Here is a 16600-nt window from a genome sequence, read left to right as displayed (position 1 = left end):
AAGCAAGGAGGATTGCGCATGAGTGATGTACTGGCTGATCGTACCCCTCCGCATAATATAGAAGCAGAGCAGGCGGTTTTAGGGGCTATATTGATTGATCAAGATGCATTAACGTCAGCATCAGAGCTGTTGCTACCTGACTCGTTCTATCGAACGAAACATCAAAAGATTTTTGAAGTCATGCTTGGGTTGTCTGATAAGGGAGAACCAATCGACTTAGTAATAATGACATCAGCGATGGCTGATCAAGGGTTACTAGAAGAAGTTGGTGGGGTTTCTTATCTAGCAGAATTAGCAGAAGTTGTTCCAACAGCTGCTAATGTAGAATATTATGCACGCATCATCGCTGAAAAGGCACTTTTACGTCGTTTAATTCGAACGGCAACTCATATTGTATCGGATGGATACGAGCGAGAAGATGATGTGGATGGCCTTTTAAATGAGGCTGAGAAAAAAATATTAGAAGTATCACATCAAACAAATGCAAAAGCATTCCAAAACATTAAAGATGTTCTTGTAGATGCTTATGATAAAATTGAACTTTTGCATAATCAAAAAGGTGAAGTTACTGGGATACCAACTGGATTTACTGAATTAGATAAGATGACCGCGGGTTTTCAGCGAAATGATTTAATCATCGTAGCAGCGCGTCCGTCGGTGGGGAAAACTGCATTTTCATTAAATATCGCACAAAACGTAGCGACGAAAACTGATGAAAATGTAGCGATTTTTAGTTTGGAGATGGGCTCTGATCAGCTTGTTATGCGTATGCTTTGTGCAGAAGGAAATATTGATGCGCAAAGACTTCGTACCGGTTCATTAACTTCTGATGATTGGGCGAAATTAACAATGGCGATGGGTAGCCTTTCTAATGCTGGTATATATATTGATGATACACCAGGGATTAAAGTAAATGAGATTCGAGCAAAATGTCGTAGATTAAAGCAAGAACAAGGTCTTGGGATGGTTTTGATTGACTATTTACAGCTTATTCAAGGAAGTGGGAAATCAGGAGAAAACCGTCAGCAGGAAGTATCTGAGATTTCTCGTACATTAAAAGGGATTGCACGTGAATTGCAAGTACCTGTTATCGCCTTGTCGCAGTTATCTCGTGGTGTAGAATCTCGTCAAGATAAACGTCCGATGATGTCTGACATTCGTGAATCAGGAAGTATCGAGCAGGATGCTGACATTGTAGCCTTCCTATATCGTGAAGATTACTATGATCGTGAAACAGAAAATAAAAATACAATTGAAATTATCATTGCAAAACAACGTAATGGTCCAGTAGGTTCAGTAGAGCTTGCGTTTGTTAAGGAATTTAATAAATTCGTCAACTTAGAACGCCGCTTTGAGGATGGACATGCACCGCACGCATAAAGGCAGTATAAAAAAGAAACACATTTCTTATAATAAGATGTGTTTCTTTTTTTTTATATGAAAGATAGGGCTTTCATAAGGTGAATATGTAATTCTTACGAACGAAAACGTTTTTCGATAAAAAAATGTTCGCTTTTTGGTTGACTTCTTTTTCTGTTTTGGTACAATTATATTGTTTGAATAGATCGTTTGAAAATTGCGGAGGTGCTTTAATAATGTCTTCAGTAGTAGTTGTAGGAACACAATGGGGCGACGAAGGAAAAGGTAAAATCACTGATTTTCTTTCTGAGCATGCGGAAGTAGTTGCAAGATATCAAGGTGGAAATAACGCGGGACATACAATTGTTTTCGGCGGAGTTAAATATAAATTACACTTAATTCCATCTGGTATTTTCTATAAAGAGAAAATTTGTGTAATCGGAAATGGCTTAGTAGTAGATCCGAAAGCATTACTTGAAGAGTTAAAATACTTACACGATCGTGGTGTAAGTACTGATAATTTACGTGTAAGTAACCGTGCGCACGTTATTTTACCTTATCACTTAAAACAAGATGAGTTAGAAGAAGCGAGTAAAGGTGATAACAAGATCGGTACAACGAAAAAAGGTATCGGTCCTGCATATATGGATAAAGCTGCTCGTATTGGTATCCGTATGGCTGATCTTTTAGACCGTGAAGCATTTAAAGAGAAGCTTGAGCGCAATTTAGTGGAAAAAAATCGTTTGTTTGAAAAAATGTACGATACAGAAGGTTTCAGCGTAGAAGAAATCTTTGAAGAGTACTTCGAATACGGACAACAAATCGCACAGTATGTATGCGATACATCTGTCGTATTAAATGATGCACTAGATAACAATCATCGTGTATTATTTGAAGGTGCACAAGGTGTTATGCTTGATATTGACCACGGTACGTATCCATTCGTTACATCTTCTAACCCAATTGCTGGTGGTGTAACAGTTGGAACTGGAGTTGGTCCTGCGAAAGTTACTCGCGTTGTAGGTGTATGTAAAGCATATACAAGCCGTGTAGGTGATGGTCCATTCCCTACGGAACTTAATGATGAAATCGGTCATCAAATTCGTAAAGTTGGTCGTGAATACGGAACAACAACTGGTCGTCCGCGCCGCGTAGGTTGGTTCGATAGCGTTGTTGTAAGACATGCACGTCGTGTTAGTGGTTTAACAGACTTATCATTAAACTCTATCGATGTATTAACAGGTATCCCAACTCTTAAAATTTGTGTTGCTTACAAATACAATGGCGAAGTTATCGATGAAGTTCCAGCTAACTTAAACATTTTAGCGAAATGTGAGCCTGTATATGAAGAGCTTCCAGGTTGGACAGAAGATGTTACTGCTATGAAATCATTAGATGAACTTCCTGAAAATGCAAGAAAATACGTAGAGCGTGTTTCTGAATTAACAGGAATCCAATTATCTATGTTCTCAGTTGGACCAGATCGTAATCAAACAAATATCGTTCGTAATGTATACGAAGCTTAATTGATATAAAAAATTGATTCTTTTAAGAAAAAACTCATGTTTTCATGAGTTTTTTCTTATCTTTTATAAAAAAATAAAAAAAGGTATTGCAAAAATGAAAGATAACATGTTATGATATGTCTTGTCGTCACGAAAATATGACGTTGGTGAGTATGAGCCATTAGCTCAGTTGGTAGAGCATCTGACTTTTAATCAGAGGGTCGAAGGTTCGAATCCTTCATGGCTCACCATTTTATTTTTCGTGGCCCGTTGGTCAAGTGGTTAAGACACCGCCCTTTCACGGCGGTAACACGGGTTCGAATCCCGTACGGGTCATGTTTTTTTATGTTCATTTTTGGTCCCGTGGTGTAGTGGTTAACATGCCTGCCTGTCACGCAGGAGATCGCCGGTTCGACCCCGGTCGGGACCGCCACTTTTGTTTATACCACCATTAGTGGTTTTATATATAGTTTTGGCTCGGTAGCTCAGTCGGTAGAGCAGAGGACTGAAAATCCTCGTGTCGGCGGTTCGATTCCGTCCCGAGCCACTCTCAGGATATTAAGTGGGCCCACTTAATATCCTTTTTATTTTGTCCAGTTTTACAAAAGTGGGTAGTTATTTTACAATAGAATGAGGAGCCTCTAGCAGTTGAAGCTAGAGGTTTTTCTATAGATCGTATAGGATTCCGTGTAAAAGTGGATGATACATGAGTCTATGAGAATAGAGGAGAAATACTTAGACTAAGATTGTTGTCATATAGGAACATACTATAGAAACACCAATATGTTTGAGGATTATTGATCATATTTTTATAAGGAGGAAATAGACGATGATGGGAAAGAAAATTTTAGTAGTTGATGATGAAAAGCCGATTGCGGATATTTTGAAGTTCAACCTAGAAAAAGAAGGTTTTGAAATTGTAATGGCGCATGATGGTGATGAGGCGATTGAAAAAGCAAATGAAGAACAGCCAGATATGGTTTTATTAGATATTATGTTACCGGGAAAAGACGGTTTAGAGGTATGTCGTGAAATACGTAAAAGCTCAGAAATGCCAATTATTATGCTTACAGCAAAAGACTCTGAAATTGATAAAGTATTGGGGCTTGAGCTTGGGGCAGATGATTATGTAACGAAGCCATTTAGTACGAGGGAGTTACTTGCTCGTGTGAAAGCAAATTTACGTCGCCATCAGCAGGGTGGTGCTGCAGAGAAAGAAGAAAATACCGAAATGGTTATTGGACCAATCGTTATCAATTCGAACGCTTATAGTGTAACGAAGCGTGAAGAAAGCATTGAGCTTACACATCGTGAATTTGAATTACTACATTATTTAGCGAAGCATTTAGGTCAAGTTATGACTCGTGAACATTTATTACAAACAGTTTGGGGTTATGATTATTTTGGAGATGTACGTACAGTAGACGTAACAGTACGTCGTTTACGCGAAAAAGTTGAAGATAATCCAAGTCATCCTACTTTAATTGTAACTAGACGTGGGGTAGGGTATTACTTGCGTGACCCAGAACAGGAATAGTATATGAAGAAAGTTGGGTTTTTTCAATCTATTCATTTAAAATTTGTGCTCATATATATGCTGTTAATATTAATAGCAATGCAAGTAATTGGTGTATATTTCGTCAGGGAATTAGAAAAAAGCCTTGTAAAAGGCTTTCAAGATTCCTTAACGCAGCAAACAAACTTACTTTCTTATAACCTGAAGCAAGAGTTTGTAAAAGAACGTCCTAAAACAGAATCAGTAGATAAAGCTATTAATGATTCGATTCAAAAATTCGCATCAGATCGTAAGAGAGATATTCAAGAAGTAAGTGTAATTGATTCTACTAAAAAATTAATGGCAATTTCAGATGGGTCTAAGCAAAATAAGGTAGGACGAACGTCAGCAGATACAGCTGTACAACGGGTAATGGTACAAAAGAAACCAGAGTCAAAGATTGAGAAAGATGGACATACAGGTCATCGAGTTCAAGTTATGATTACCCCTATTCTAAAAGAGCCGGGCGGAGATGTACTTGGCGTCATTCATATTGTTGCATCTATGGAAGATGTGTATAAACAAATGAAGGACATCAACCAAATTTTCGCAACGGGGACAGTAATTGCTTTATTAGTAACAGCTGTACTTGGAATTTTATTGGCTCAAACAATTACGAGACCAATTTCAGATATGCGAAGACAAGCAATTGAAATGGCGAAAGGAAATTATTCGCGAAAAGTAAAGGTGCATAGTCACGATGAGATTGGACAATTAGCATTATCTTTTAACAATTTATCTAAAAAATTACAACAAGCTCGTTCCTCCACAGAAAGTGAAAGACGAAAATTATCATCCGTTTTATCACATATGACAGATGGAGTAATTGCTACTGATCGAAAAGGGGATATCATTTTATTAAATGATCCTGCGGAAAAGATGTTAAATGTTTCGCGTGAAACGGCGCTAGATCAATCAGTGTTAGAAGTGTTAGGAATACAAGAAGAATTTACACTTGATCATTTATATGAAGAACCTGATTCAGTTTTATTAGATTTTAGTACGAGAAATGAACCATATATTTTACGTGCTAGTTTCTCTGTTATTCAAAAAGAAACAGGGAAGGCAAATGGTTTAATTGCTGTATTATATGATGTAACAGAACAGGAGCGGATAGAACAAGAGCGCCGTGAGTTTGTTGCGAACGTATCTCATGAGTTAAGAACGCCGTTAACAACAATGCGCAGTTACTTAGAAGCACTTACTGATGGAGCATGGCAAGATCCAAATATTGCACCGCAATTTTTAACGGTTACACAAGAGGAAACGGAAAGAATGATCAGGCTTGTAAATGCATTGTTACAACTATCTAAACTAGATAGTACAGAACATCGCTTAATGAAGGAATGGGTCGACTTTACTGACTTCTTTAATAATGTTATCGATCGCTTTGAAATGTCTAAAGAGCAAAATGTAAGCTTCAAACGATCTTTCTCTAAAAAATCTCGATTTATTGATATGGATACAGACAAAATCACACAAGTTTTATATAACATTATTTCCAATGCACTAAAATATTCGCCAGAAGGTGGTACAGTAACATATCGCCTGCGTGACCGCGGGGAGTTATTAGAGATTAGTGTGAGTGATCAAGGAATGGGAATTCCGAAAGAAAATGTAGATAAAATATTTGAACGTTTTTATCGTGTAGATAAAGCGCGTTCGAGACAAATGGGTGGTACAGGTCTTGGGTTAGCTATTGCGAAAGAAATGATTGAGGCACATGGCGGCTCGATTTGGGCGAAAAGTGAGGAAGGAAAAGGGACAACTATTTATTTCACATTGCCAATGGCGACAGATGAAGAGGACGATTGGGAATGAGTATGGAAAACTTTAAAACGATAGTTCTAATTAATTTGGTTGTCATTAGTCTATTTCTTACTTTTAACTTATGGACATATGTTCCTGATTCCACTTCTATGCAAAATACAAAGTTCGTTCAAGGTAACGAAGAGATAAATCAGGTAAAGATTTCGGAGGTTGTTCGCCCATCCTCTGTCGTTATTCATAAAGAGAAAAATCATTATGTAAGCGAAAAGAAGGAAAATGTGGATTCAATCTATAAAATTCTTGAAAACGGAGAATTACATGATTTTAGGGAAATAACGGGGACAGTCCCTAAAGGTGATTTTCTGTCTTATGTACACGGAGAAGAAAAAATTGAATTTGTTTTCCCTACAAATATCCCGTTAGATACGATTAAAGATATGTTTAATATTAAAGATAAAAACATAGAAAGTAACAGAAGTTTTAATCGTATTATAATTGATCCTTCTAGAAGTACGGACCAAGAAATTAAAGTTAGCTTTGTTTCCTATGATACTCCTCATAAAATATATCAAGCAAAATTGAGCGGTGCTTATATAAAGGATATTATAAATGCTCAAAATCAACTTATAACAGTAGCAAGACCATATTTTGAATATCAAATAAATGATACAAAAAAACTTTTTTTACCAGATGGGATTACGGAATTAAGTAAGGCAGAGTATATTACAGCTAAACTAGAGGTGGATCCATTCAAAAATGCTTTATTTAGTGATCCACGTTATTTAAGTCCTATTTCTGAGAAAGAAAAGGAAACATTTACGGATGGCATCCGTTCTATGGAAATTGATAAGTTGGATGCAATGTTGAAATATAAAAATTCCGCTGTACATGGTGATAAACCTACGGATAATGCGGTGATTTTACAAAAAAGTTTTGACTTTGTAAGTGGGCATAGTGGATCCTTTAAGTCCTATCGTTTTGATTATATTAATGGGAGGAAAACTTCATTCCGTTTATATGAGGATGGTTTGCCTGTATTTAATGCCAATGGAATAGCGGAATTAAAACAAGTATGGGGTTCAGGTGAAATTATGCAGTATGAAAGACCCTTTTTTGAGTTCAGTATTACTTTGCCTAGTAAACAACAAACAACTTCTCTTGCATCAGGTCATACAGTGATGACATCACTAGAGAATAACCCGGAAATTGATAAAAAATCAATTCAGGATGTTGGTATTGGTTATAAAATGTCATTGGAACCTTCCATCAGTGATGGGAGTGGGAGAATCGCTGTCTTACAGCCGATATGGTATGTAAAATGTGAAGAAGATGGTAAGCAACAAATATATGAGTGGAGTGAGGGGGGACTAAATGGATTGGGATCGAATTAAAACCATATTTATTGTGACCTTTTTTGTTTTAGACCTCTTTCTTATTTTTCAGTTCATTCAAAAGCAAGATAGTAATCAATTAGAAATTGTGACGGAAACGAAAATCGATCAACAATTAAAAGCTGAAAAAATTACTATGGGGAATTTTCCTAAAGAACCGAAAAAAGAGTCATTTATAATGGCAAAAAATAAGGTTTTCAAAGAAGAAGATGTGCAATCTTTAAAAAATCAGACGGCGCATGTGCAAGACGAATATCAAATAGAGAGTAAATTAAAAGAGCCTTTTTTAAATACAAAATCATTGTCAAAAGATAAGTATAATGAGTTTTTGAAAAATTATGTGCTGGATGGACAAAAATATGAGTTTGGGGCAATAAAGGACTCAAAAATTTACTTCTTTCAAAAGTATAAAGATAAACCAATCTTCTACAATAATCGTGCGATGATTGTTGTAGATTTAAATGAAAAAAATGAGCTTATTTCGTATAAACAAACAATGTTAACGGATTTGAAGGAAATGGGCGAAAGCGAAAAGACGAAAGAACAAGAAATTATTACTGCGCAAACAGCTTTAGAAAATATATATTTGAAAAATAAAATTGCAGAAAATACGCACGTGAAAGAGGCGCAGATTGGATATGCGACTCTTGCGGAGTCTTCTTCTAATATACAAGTGCTTGCTCCAACATGGAACTTAAAGACAGAACAGAAAAAGGATTTTTTTGTGAATGCAATTGAAGGACAAGTTATGGAATTAGGGGAAACTCAAGTGCCGGAAGAACATAATGGAGTGAGAAAGAATGAGTATGCATTTTAGTGTACTTGCAAGTGGAAGTACAGGGAATATGTTATATGTAGGAACAGATGAAAAAAAGCTGCTCGTCGATGCAGGTTTAAGTGGTAAAGCGACAGAGGCTTTATTTAAACAAGCTGAACTGAATATAAATGACATATCAGGTATTCTTGTAACACATGAGCATAGTGACCACATTAAAGGATTAGGTGTATTGGCGCGTAAATATGATTTACCTGTTTATGCGAACGAGAAAACATGGAATGCAATGGAACATTTAATAGGTAATATCCCAACTGATCAAAAATTCATTTTCTCAGTAGGAGACGTGAAAACATTTGGAGATATTGAAGTTGAATCATTTGGTGTTTCTCATGATGCGGCGGAACCGATGTTTTATGCTTTTCATAACAATAATAGAAAGTTAGCTCTTATTACAGATACAGGCTACGTAAGTGACCGTATGAAAGGTGTTATTAAGGGAGCGAACGCTTTCGTATTTGAAAGTAATCATGATGTGGAAATGCTTCGTATGGGGCGCTATCCATGGAGCATTAAGCGACGTATTTTAAGCGACGTTGGCCACGTTTGTAATGAGGACGCTGCATTAGCGATGGCTGATGTTATTACAGACGAGACAAAACACATTTATTTAGCGCATTTAAGCTTAGATAATAACATGAAAGAATTAGCGCGTATGTCTGTATCACAAGTATTAGAAGAAAAAGGTTTTGGGGTTGGAGAATCCTTTGAAATACATGATACGGATCAAAAAATGCCTACGAAAATTCAATACGTATAATTCTTCATTTTAGTAAACAATAAAGGTGAATATAGTTGTTTTCAGGAAGATAGGTGAACAAATATGTCCTTTATTGATGAAGAAAAATATCGTATTAAACGCGCAGGGAAAAAGAAACATAAAGGTATTGTCATTTCTAGCATAGCGGGAACAATTGTAGGTGCTTCATTATTTGCATTTGGAGCTCCTTTATTTTCAAATCATGCAGGTAAGCTTCCGCAAGCTGAAGCAAGTGAAAAAAATATGGCTGAAGCTCAAAGTGGAAATGTTCCTGTTAAACAGATTAGCTTTGTAGATGCTGTTGATCGTGCTTCAGAGGCTGTTGTTGGTGTTATTAATATTCAACGAGACGATTTTTCAGAGGCTGATTCGGAGGCTGGTACAGGCTCTGGTGTGATTTATAAGAGAACAGATGGACATGCGTATATTGTAACGAATAACCACGTTGTTGCTGGGGCGAATCGTATTGAAGTGAGCTTAAGTGACGGTAAGAAAATTCCAGGTAAAGTATTAGGAACCGATGTAGTCACGGACTTAGCTGTACTAGAAATAGATGCGAAGCATGTGAAGAAAGTGATTGAAATTGGCGAATCTAATACCGTTCGTAGAGGAGAACCAGTTATTGCGATTGGAAATCCACTGGGGTTACAATTTTCCGGAACTGTCACACAAGGTATTATTTCGGCTAATGAGCGTATTGTTCCTGTAGATTTAGATCAAGATGGACATTACGATTGGCAAGTAGAAGTATTGCAAACAGATGCGGCAATTAATCCAGGTAATAGTGGTGGAGCGCTTGTAAATGTAGCGGGACAATTAATAGGTATTAACTCAATGAAAATTGCAGCAAAAGAAGTAGAAGGAATTGGACTAGCTATTCCAGTTACGAGAGCTGTTCCTATTATGAATGAACTAGAAAAGTACGGTAAAGTAAGAAGACCTTACGTTGGGATTGAACTAAGATCATTAAATGAGATTCCGAGTTACTATTGGTCAAAAACATTACACTTACCAGGTAACGTAACAGAAGGAGTCTGCATTTTAGATGTGAAAAGTCCTTCGCCAGGTACGGATGCGGGTCTTAGAGAACATGATGTTATTGTGGCGGTAGATGGAAAAGCGGTGCACGATATTATTGGGTTCCGCACGGCCTTATATAATAAAAAAATTAATGATAAAATGACTCTTACGTTTTATCGTGGTACAAAACGAGCGACAACAACGGTGAAATTAGGCATTCAAAAGTATTAAAAACAGGAGGGCCTACCTCCTGTTTTCTATTGTAGAAAAGTGAGGTGAAGAATATGAATTTACCTTGTTGTTTAGAACATGTTGAATTAGCATTAGATATCATTGTGGATGAGTGTGAAGTCGCACCGGTTATTAACAATGTGGATAACTCTAAAGAAGAGAAAAAAACATGTGAATTTTGTCAAAATGAGGCGACATATGTTGTATCGAACACAGATTCTCACACAATATGTGGGTAACATTTGTGGATATGTGGATAAGTCCTGTGGATAACGTGTTTGTAAGGTGGGGAATAGATGTGAATATCTCGATTATTTCAATCGGAAAATTAAAAGAAAAATACTTAAAACAAGGTATAGCAGAATACTTAAAACGATTATCTTCTTACGCAAAAGTAGAAGTAATTGAGTTGCCAGATGAAAAGGCACCAGAAAATTTAAGTGCAGCAGAAATGCTAATTGTAAAAGAAAAAGAAGGCATACGTATACTGGATAAAATTTCTGATGATACGCACGTCATTGCGTTAGCTATAGAAGGAAAACAAAAATCATCAGAAGAATTTGCAGCAAGTATAGATCGCCTTGCTACATATGGAAAGAGCAAAATCACATTTGTAATTGGTGGATCACTGGGGCTTAGTTCTGAAGTAATGAAGCGTTCAAACGAATCTCTTTCCTTCTCAAAGATGACATTACCACATCAATTAATGCGATTAGTATTGCTTGAGCAAGTGTATAGAGCGTTTCGTATTAATCGCGGTGAACCGTATCATAAATAAATTTTTCCTTTGTATATAAAGAGTAAAAAAGACCATTGGACAAAAACCACCGATGGTCTTTTAAACATTAATAGGTAGTACGAAGGTTTCCTAAAATAAGTATGTTTCTATTTATAAAAAAGTGTGTTGTAATATGAAGAGGAAAAAAGTATAAGTAGTCATAGAAGTGAGGAATTAAAGGTGAAGAAGTTTAAAAAGTTTTACTTGGAGATTACGAGTGTATGTAATCTTGCGTGCAGCTTTTGTCCGCCGACGGAAAGGCAGAAGCAATTCATTTCTGTGGAGGATTTTGCTAAAAGATTAGACCAAATTAAACCTCACACAGACTACATCTATTTGCACGTGAAGGGTGAGCCATTGCTCCATCCGAAAATAGATCAACTATTAGATTTAAGCCATGAAAAAGGGTTTAAAGTTAACATTACAACGAACGGAACGTTAATTAATAAGAGAAGACATAGACTGTTAAATAAGCCTGCGTTAAGACAAATGAATTTTTCACTGCACAGTTTTGATGGACACCCAGGATCGCAAGATAAAGAGGGCTATGTAAGGAGTATACTTTCTTTCATTAGAGAGGCGACAAGTCAATCGGATTTAATTGTTTCGCTAAGGTTGTGGAATTTAACTCAGGATAACAAAACGAATCTTGAAATTCAACGGAATAGAGATTTATTATCTATTATCGAAAATGAATTTGATCTTTCTTATAACATTGAAGAGAAGCTTACACCAGGAAAAGGTATAAAAATTGCAGAACGTGTATTTATTAATCAAGATTATGAATTCCAGTGGCCAGCATTACATGAAGAAGAGGATGATGGAAAAGGCTTCTGTCATGGACTTCGTAATCAGGCTGGAATCTTAGCGAACGGAACGGTTATTCCTTGCTGTTTAGATGGTGAGGGAATTATTAACCTTGGAAATATTAATAATGATTCATTCTCTAATATTATTGAAGGCGATAGAGCGCAAAATATTGTAGATGGATTTTCAAAAAGGGTTGCAGTAGAAGAACTGTGTAGAAAGTGCGGATACCGCAAAAGATTTGGAAAGTAAATATAGAATAAGCCCTCATAAAACGAGGGCTTATTTTTATTCTTGATAAGAGTGCTCTAGTTCATCAATTAAGGAACCGACGTAAGAAATAGCTTTACGGATTGCATCTGGTTTTGACATGTCTACTCCAGCGTGTTTCATTAATTCGAGTGGTTTCATCGTACCGCCTGCGCGGAGTACGTTGAGCCAGCGATCAACAGCAGGCTGTCCCTCTTCCTGAATCATTTGGGCTACAGCGGTAGATGCAGTTAGGCCTGCTGAATATGTGTAAGAATATAAGCCCATATAATAGTGAGGTTGACGCATCCATGTTAAACCAGCGCCTTCATCAATTTCTACGGAATCTCCCCAGAATGTCGAAAGGACCTTTGTTTTTATTTCAGTTAAAGTTGTAGCTGTGAGTGCTTGCCCTTCTTCTGCTAGAGCGTATACTCTTCTTTGATATTCTCCCTCAAGTAGATGGGTAACGAAGTTGTGGTAATATGTGCCGAGTAGTTGCAGAATAACCCATCTGCGCATTCTCTTATCTTCAGTAGTCGCAAGTAAATGCTGAGCTAATAGTAATTCATTCATCGTTGATGGAGCTTCAACAAAGTACATAGAAGGACGTACATTCATAATGCGCTGATTTTTATTTGCTAAATAAAAATGACCAGCATGTCCAAATTCATGAGCTAATGTGAAACACCCGCGCATCGTACCCTGCCATGTAATTAAAATATAAGGGTGAGAACCGTATGGGCTAGAGCAGAAGGCACCTGTTGATTTTCCTACGTTATCTGCAAGGTCTACCCATCTTTCTTTGAAGCCCTTTTCGATAATGGAACTATATTCATTTCCTAATACTTTTAAAGAATCTTGAATGAGTTTGCCAGCTTCTTCGTAAGTGATTGTTGGATTAAATTCAGGATCTAACGGTGCATGTAAGTCACAGAAAAGCATTTGATTAAGCCCTAATACATTCTTTTTTAAATCTGCAAAACGGCGCATATGAGGCGCTAATTCGTTATAAATAATATCTAGTTGGTTGTTATACATTTCAAGTGGAACTTTTTGAGGTTCTAAAAGCATATGGGTAACGGACTCGTACTTGCGCAAACGAGAAAGCGCCACTTGTTTTTTTACTTCAGTAGCATATGTTGTTGCAACTGTATTTTTATATCGTTTCAATGTGGAAACAAATGATGAATATGCTTTTTTACGTATATATGCGCTTGGAGAAAATTCATATTTGCTTTCGAATAATGCAAACGATACAGGCAAATCATTTCCCTGTTCATCTTGTATAGAAGGGAAATCCATATCGGCTAATTTAGTCATGCCGTAAATTTTGTAGGGTGAACTATGAACTTCGCCGAGTGCAGCAAGAGCTTCTTCTGTTTCAGGAGAGAGAGAGTGCTGCCTCTTTTTGAGTATCTCTAGTAATGATTTACGGAAAGGTTCAAGTTTTATTTCCTCAGTTAAATATTTTTCAATTATTCCCTCCTTAAATGAGAGAATTTCGTTATGAATAAAGGATAGTGCGGTATGTACATTCGTTCCTAGAGCGGAAATTTTGGAAGAGTTCGCTTGAATAACTGAATCTGTACGATCAGCGGATTCTTTTAAATTTGCATATGCGCCGAGTTTTGTTAACTTCATTAAAAGCTCTTCTTCTAAAAGTAGGCAATTTAATAAGGTAGCGGGGCTAGTGTGTAATTGTCCTTTAAATGCATCAAGTTTTTTTATATCGTCTGTTAATACACGTAATGCAGTTTCCCACTCTTTATCAGATTCGTATAAATCAGAAAGGTCCCATGTCAATTCAGTAGGGACTTCCGCGCGAATAAGGCGTTTCTCAATTACATTTTTCATTTGTTATATCCCCCTTATTATAAGTATCTAAAAACATGATACTAGAAAATTCAGTGAAATGAAAATATTTTACATTTTTATACATGAAAAAGAAGGACAAGCATTTTTTATGCTTGTCCTTCTAGTTAAATTTATAAATTAATATACTTTGTCACCGTTGAAAATAGAGTTTTTCACGACTACATAATCTACAGTACGAATTGCGTCTAATTTTGTTCCACCAGCGTAAGAGATAGAAGATTGAAGATCTTGTTCCATTTCGATTAAAGTGTCTTCTAAAGAACCTTTATGCTCAACGAACATTTTCTTACCTTCAACGTTTTTCTTCTCACCTTTTTGGAATTCAGAAGCTGAACCGAAGTACTCTTTATAAAGTTTGCCATCTTTTTCGATTGTTTCCCCTGGAGACTCTTCATGACCTGCGAATAGAGAACCGACCATAACCATAGTTGCTCCAAATCGAATTGATTTAGCTACGTCGCCATGTGTACGAATACCACCGTCAGCGATAATTGGCTTACTTGCAGCTTTTGCACACCAGCGAAGTGCAGCTAGCTGCCAACCGCCAGTTCCAAAGCCTGTTTTAATTTTAGTAATACAAACTTTACCAGGTCCAATGCCAACTTTTGTTGCATCAGCACCAGCGTTTTCTAATTCTCTTACCGCTTCTGGAGTTCCAACGTTTCCAGCGATAACGAAGCTTTCTGGTAAATGTTTTTTAATATGTTGAATCATGTTGATCACAGCGTTAGAGTGACCATGTGCGATATCGATTGTAATGTATTCAGGTGAAAGTTGCTCAGCAGCTAATTGTTGTACGAATTCGTACTCGTCTTCTTTAACACCAACGCTGATTGAAGAAATTAATCCACGTGATTGCATATCTCTAATGAATGAAATTCGTTTCTCTGGTTGAAAACGATGCATGATGTAGAAGTAATTATTTTCAGCTAAATAAGTTGCGATTCTTTCATCAATAATCGTTTGCATATTTGCAGGTACGACAGGTAATTTAAATTTATGTTTTCCTAAAGTGACAGTTGTATCACATTCGGATCGGCTATTTACAATACATTTTGCAGGAATTAATTGAATATCTTCATAGTCAAATACGTTTTCCATCATTTACACCCCTAAAATACGAATATTTTATTTAGTTTCTTTGAAAATGTTCGTCCAAAAGATAATTTACATTATTTTCACTAATAAGTCAAAGGTTTTAATGTTTATATTAAAAAATTAAGTTTATTTAGGTTTGTTATAGGTTGATATCGTCACAATTTGTTTTAATATATCGGAATTTAATATAAAATTATGTGTGGTAAATAAAAAATTAAATATGTAAATTTAGGAGGGGTGTTAATGAACCGATTAGTGTATATGGATTGGTTGCGTGTATTAGCGACAATTGCAGTCGTTACAATTCATGTTGCTGCTGGCTATGTTTCCATGTTAGATGCAAATAACGTGTCGCGCTGGATGGCTGGTAACCTTTTTGAATCAATTTCACGTGCCAGTGTTCCAATTTTTGTGATGATTAGTGGTGCTTTATTATTAAAGGGAACGAAAGACATTTCTATTGGTGATTTTATACGGAAGCGTGCAAGTAAGGTAATTATACCTTTTGTAGCTTGGAGTGCTTTATTTTACTTATACGGGGCTTATGCGGGATATTTCCCACGTTCGATAAAGCAGGGGATAAAGTATTTTCTAACAGATAGTATTGGTGGACATTTATGGTTCATGTACATGATTGTAGGGATATACTTAATTACACCTTTACTGAAAATTTTTGTGAAGAATGCTCAAAAGAGGGAGATAGAGTATTTTTTAATTTTATGGATATATGCATCTGTTGTGGTTAATTTAGCAAAATATTATTACCCTATTAACTTTAATATTGAATTATTTTATGTTACGAATTATGTAGGATATTTTCTACTTGGTTATTATTTATCAAATTATGATATTGTTAAAAAATGGAGGACTATCGCTTACGTCGGAGGAATCGTAGGATTTAGTACTACATTCTTTATTACATATTACTATACAGTCCAAGCAAATGGACAATTGGACCAGTTTTGGTATGGATACTTTGCTCCAGGTGTTGTACTTATGACAATTGGCTTATTTATATTCTTTAAATATTATTTCCAAAATTCGGAAAGGGAATTACCATTTTTATTACGCGGTATAAATCAAACGAGCCTTGGTATTTATATCCTTCACTTTTTCTTATTAAATAACTATCTGTACAGGGTCTTTCCAAAGGTAAATGAACATGTACATGCAATCTTGGCGATACCTATTAATGTGATGATTACAATTGTCCTTAGTATGTTAATCACTTTAGTGTTGCAAAGAATACCGGTTGTAAAAAAATTAGTCCCATAAAGTGAAACTTTAATCAGTGGGGGTTTTGTTCATCCCCCCACTGATTATTAGCCTTCACCAATCGGGCGTTTACTGCCCACAAATAGCGG

Annotated in this window: 14 protein-coding genes and 4 tRNA genes; 16 read left to right on the top strand and 2 right to left on the bottom strand. The window is 36.2% G+C overall.

Features of this window, described 5'->3' with window-relative positions; all coding sequences use genetic code 11:
- Positions 1–18 precede the first annotated feature (18 nt).
- The 15 genes from dnaB to AB3X48_RS02810 all read left to right on the top strand — a co-directional run bounded on the left by dnaB (position 19) and on the right by AB3X48_RS02810 (position 12263).
- A complete protein-coding gene (dnaB, locus tag AB3X48_RS02880) occupies positions 19–1380 on the top strand; it encodes a replicative DNA helicase (RefSeq protein WP_002113222.1) in 1362 nt (453 codons plus the stop codon).
- 215 nt (positions 1381–1595) lie between these two features.
- Entirely contained in the window at positions 1596–2885 is a 1290-nt protein-coding gene (locus AB3X48_RS02875; protein WP_367958750.1) for an adenylosuccinate synthase, read from the top strand.
- Between the two features lie 154 nt (positions 2886–3039).
- Positions 3040–3115, top strand: a tRNA-Lys gene (locus AB3X48_RS02870).
- A gap of 13 nt (positions 3116–3128) precedes the next feature.
- A tRNA-Glu gene (locus tag AB3X48_RS02865) sits at positions 3129–3200 on the top strand.
- 21 nt (positions 3201–3221) lie between these two features.
- Positions 3222–3297: transfer RNA gene (locus tag AB3X48_RS02860), tRNA-Asp, on the top strand.
- Between the two features lie 41 nt (positions 3298–3338).
- Positions 3339–3411: transfer RNA gene (locus AB3X48_RS02855), tRNA-Phe, on the top strand.
- 282 nt (positions 3412–3693) lie between these two features.
- Positions 3694–4401, top strand: a complete 708-nt coding sequence (gene walR / locus AB3X48_RS02850; protein ID WP_002089942.1) for a cell wall metabolism DNA-binding response regulator WalR — start codon at positions 3694–3696, stop codon at positions 4399–4401.
- A 3-nt stretch (positions 4402–4404) separates the two neighbouring features.
- The gene (walK, locus tag AB3X48_RS02845) at positions 4405–6240 is read left to right on the top strand and encodes a cell wall metabolism sensor histidine kinase WalK (RefSeq protein WP_002144571.1); all 1836 of its coding nucleotides are present in this window, start codon (positions 4405–4407) and stop codon (positions 6238–6240) included.
- A complete protein-coding gene (locus AB3X48_RS02840; RefSeq protein WP_016106795.1) occupies positions 6237–7580 on the top strand; it encodes a YycH family regulatory protein in 1344 nt (447 codons plus the stop codon). The genes walK and AB3X48_RS02840 overlap by 4 nt, the downstream gene beginning before the upstream one ends.
- Positions 7561–8397 carry a two-component system regulatory protein YycI gene (locus AB3X48_RS02835; protein ID WP_016106794.1) on the top strand — a complete coding sequence of 279 codons (837 nt, stop codon included), beginning with the start codon at positions 7561–7563 and terminating at the stop codon, positions 8395–8397. The genes AB3X48_RS02840 and AB3X48_RS02835 overlap by 20 nt, the downstream gene beginning before the upstream one ends.
- Complete coding sequence (yycJ, locus tag AB3X48_RS02830) at positions 8381–9175, top strand: exodeoxyribonuclease YycJ (RefSeq protein ID WP_002138925.1); 795 nt, start codon at positions 8381–8383, stop codon at positions 9173–9175. The genes AB3X48_RS02835 and yycJ overlap by 17 nt, the downstream gene beginning before the upstream one ends.
- Before the next feature lie 63 nt (positions 9176–9238).
- Positions 9239–10426 carry a S1C family serine protease gene (locus AB3X48_RS02825; RefSeq protein ID WP_088099756.1) on the top strand — a complete coding sequence of 396 codons (1188 nt, stop codon included), beginning with the start codon at positions 9239–9241 and terminating at the stop codon, positions 10424–10426.
- Positions 10427–10479: 53 nt separating this feature from the next.
- The gene (locus AB3X48_RS02820) at positions 10480–10665 is read left to right on the top strand and encodes a CxxH/CxxC protein (RefSeq protein ID WP_002035001.1); all 186 of its coding nucleotides are present in this window, start codon (positions 10480–10482) and stop codon (positions 10663–10665) included.
- Positions 10666–10724: 59 nt separating this feature from the next.
- On the top strand, positions 10725–11204 hold the full coding sequence (rlmH, locus tag AB3X48_RS02815) for a 23S rRNA (pseudouridine(1915)-N(3))-methyltransferase RlmH (protein WP_002123590.1): 480 nt from the start codon (positions 10725–10727) through the stop codon (positions 11202–11204).
- A gap of 180 nt (positions 11205–11384) precedes the next feature.
- Positions 11385–12263 carry a radical SAM/SPASM domain-containing protein gene (locus AB3X48_RS02810; protein ID WP_002159675.1) on the top strand — a complete coding sequence of 293 codons (879 nt, stop codon included), beginning with the start codon at positions 11385–11387 and terminating at the stop codon, positions 12261–12263.
- Positions 12264–12299: 36 nt separating this feature from the next.
- On the opposite strand, the gene pepF is transcribed toward AB3X48_RS02810, so the two are convergent.
- Together pepF and guaC are read right to left on the bottom strand one after the other, a co-directional pair.
- Positions 12300–14117: an oligoendopeptidase F gene (gene pepF / locus AB3X48_RS02805; protein ID WP_088099755.1), complete on the bottom strand. Its 1818-nt coding sequence runs from the start codon at positions 14115–14117 to the stop codon at positions 12300–12302.
- Positions 14118–14255: 138 nt separating this feature from the next.
- Complete coding sequence (guaC, locus tag AB3X48_RS02800) at positions 14256–15239, bottom strand: GMP reductase (protein WP_088099754.1); 984 nt, start codon at positions 15237–15239, stop codon at positions 14256–14258.
- A 240-nt stretch (positions 15240–15479) separates the two neighbouring features.
- Here guaC and AB3X48_RS02795 point away from each other — a divergent pair, with 240 nt between their 5' ends.
- Positions 15480–16511 carry an acyltransferase gene (locus AB3X48_RS02795; RefSeq protein WP_088099753.1) on the top strand — a complete coding sequence of 344 codons (1032 nt, stop codon included), beginning with the start codon at positions 15480–15482 and terminating at the stop codon, positions 16509–16511.
- Positions 16512–16600 lie beyond the last annotated feature (89 nt).

The organism is Bacillus sp. S4 (assembly GCF_040838205.1).
Taxonomy (GTDB): domain Bacteria; phylum Bacillota; class Bacilli; order Bacillales; family Bacillaceae_G; genus Bacillus_A; species Bacillus_A cereus_U.
Note: the sequence above shows the minus strand (reverse complement) of the source record. Positions and strands in the feature narration are given on the sequence as shown.

What these genes read in the sequence shown, in the direction of transcription:
- dnaB (WP_002113222.1), top strand. Translation starts at nt 19, where the DNA reads ATGAGTGATGTACTGGCTGATCGTACCCCTCCGCATAATATAGAAGCA.
- AB3X48_RS02875 (WP_367958750.1), top strand. Translation starts at nt 1,596, where the DNA reads ATGTCTTCAGTAGTAGTTGTAGGAACACAATGGGGCGACGAAGGAAAA.
- walR (WP_002089942.1), top strand. Translation starts at nt 3,694, where the DNA reads ATGATGGGAAAGAAAATTTTAGTAGTTGATGATGAAAAGCCGATTGCG.
- walK (WP_002144571.1), top strand. Translation starts at nt 4,405, where the DNA reads ATGAAGAAAGTTGGGTTTTTTCAATCTATTCATTTAAAATTTGTGCTC.
- AB3X48_RS02840 (WP_016106795.1), top strand. Translation starts at nt 6,237, where the DNA reads ATGAGTATGGAAAACTTTAAAACGATAGTTCTAATTAATTTGGTTGTC.
- AB3X48_RS02835 (WP_016106794.1), top strand. Translation starts at nt 7,561, where the DNA reads ATGGATTGGGATCGAATTAAAACCATATTTATTGTGACCTTTTTTGTT.
- yycJ (WP_002138925.1), top strand. Translation starts at nt 8,381, where the DNA reads ATGAGTATGCATTTTAGTGTACTTGCAAGTGGAAGTACAGGGAATATG.
- AB3X48_RS02825 (WP_088099756.1), top strand. Translation starts at nt 9,239, where the DNA reads ATGTCCTTTATTGATGAAGAAAAATATCGTATTAAACGCGCAGGGAAA.
- AB3X48_RS02820 (WP_002035001.1), top strand. Translation starts at nt 10,480, where the DNA reads ATGAATTTACCTTGTTGTTTAGAACATGTTGAATTAGCATTAGATATC.
- pepF (WP_088099755.1), bottom strand. Translation starts at nt 14,117, where the DNA reads ATGAAAAATGTAATTGAGAAACGCCTTATTCGCGCGGAAGTCCCTACT.
- guaC (WP_088099754.1), bottom strand. Translation starts at nt 15,239, where the DNA reads ATGGAAAACGTATTTGACTATGAAGATATTCAATTAATTCCTGCAAAA.
- AB3X48_RS02795 (WP_088099753.1), top strand. Translation starts at nt 15,480, where the DNA reads ATGAACCGATTAGTGTATATGGATTGGTTGCGTGTATTAGCGACAATT.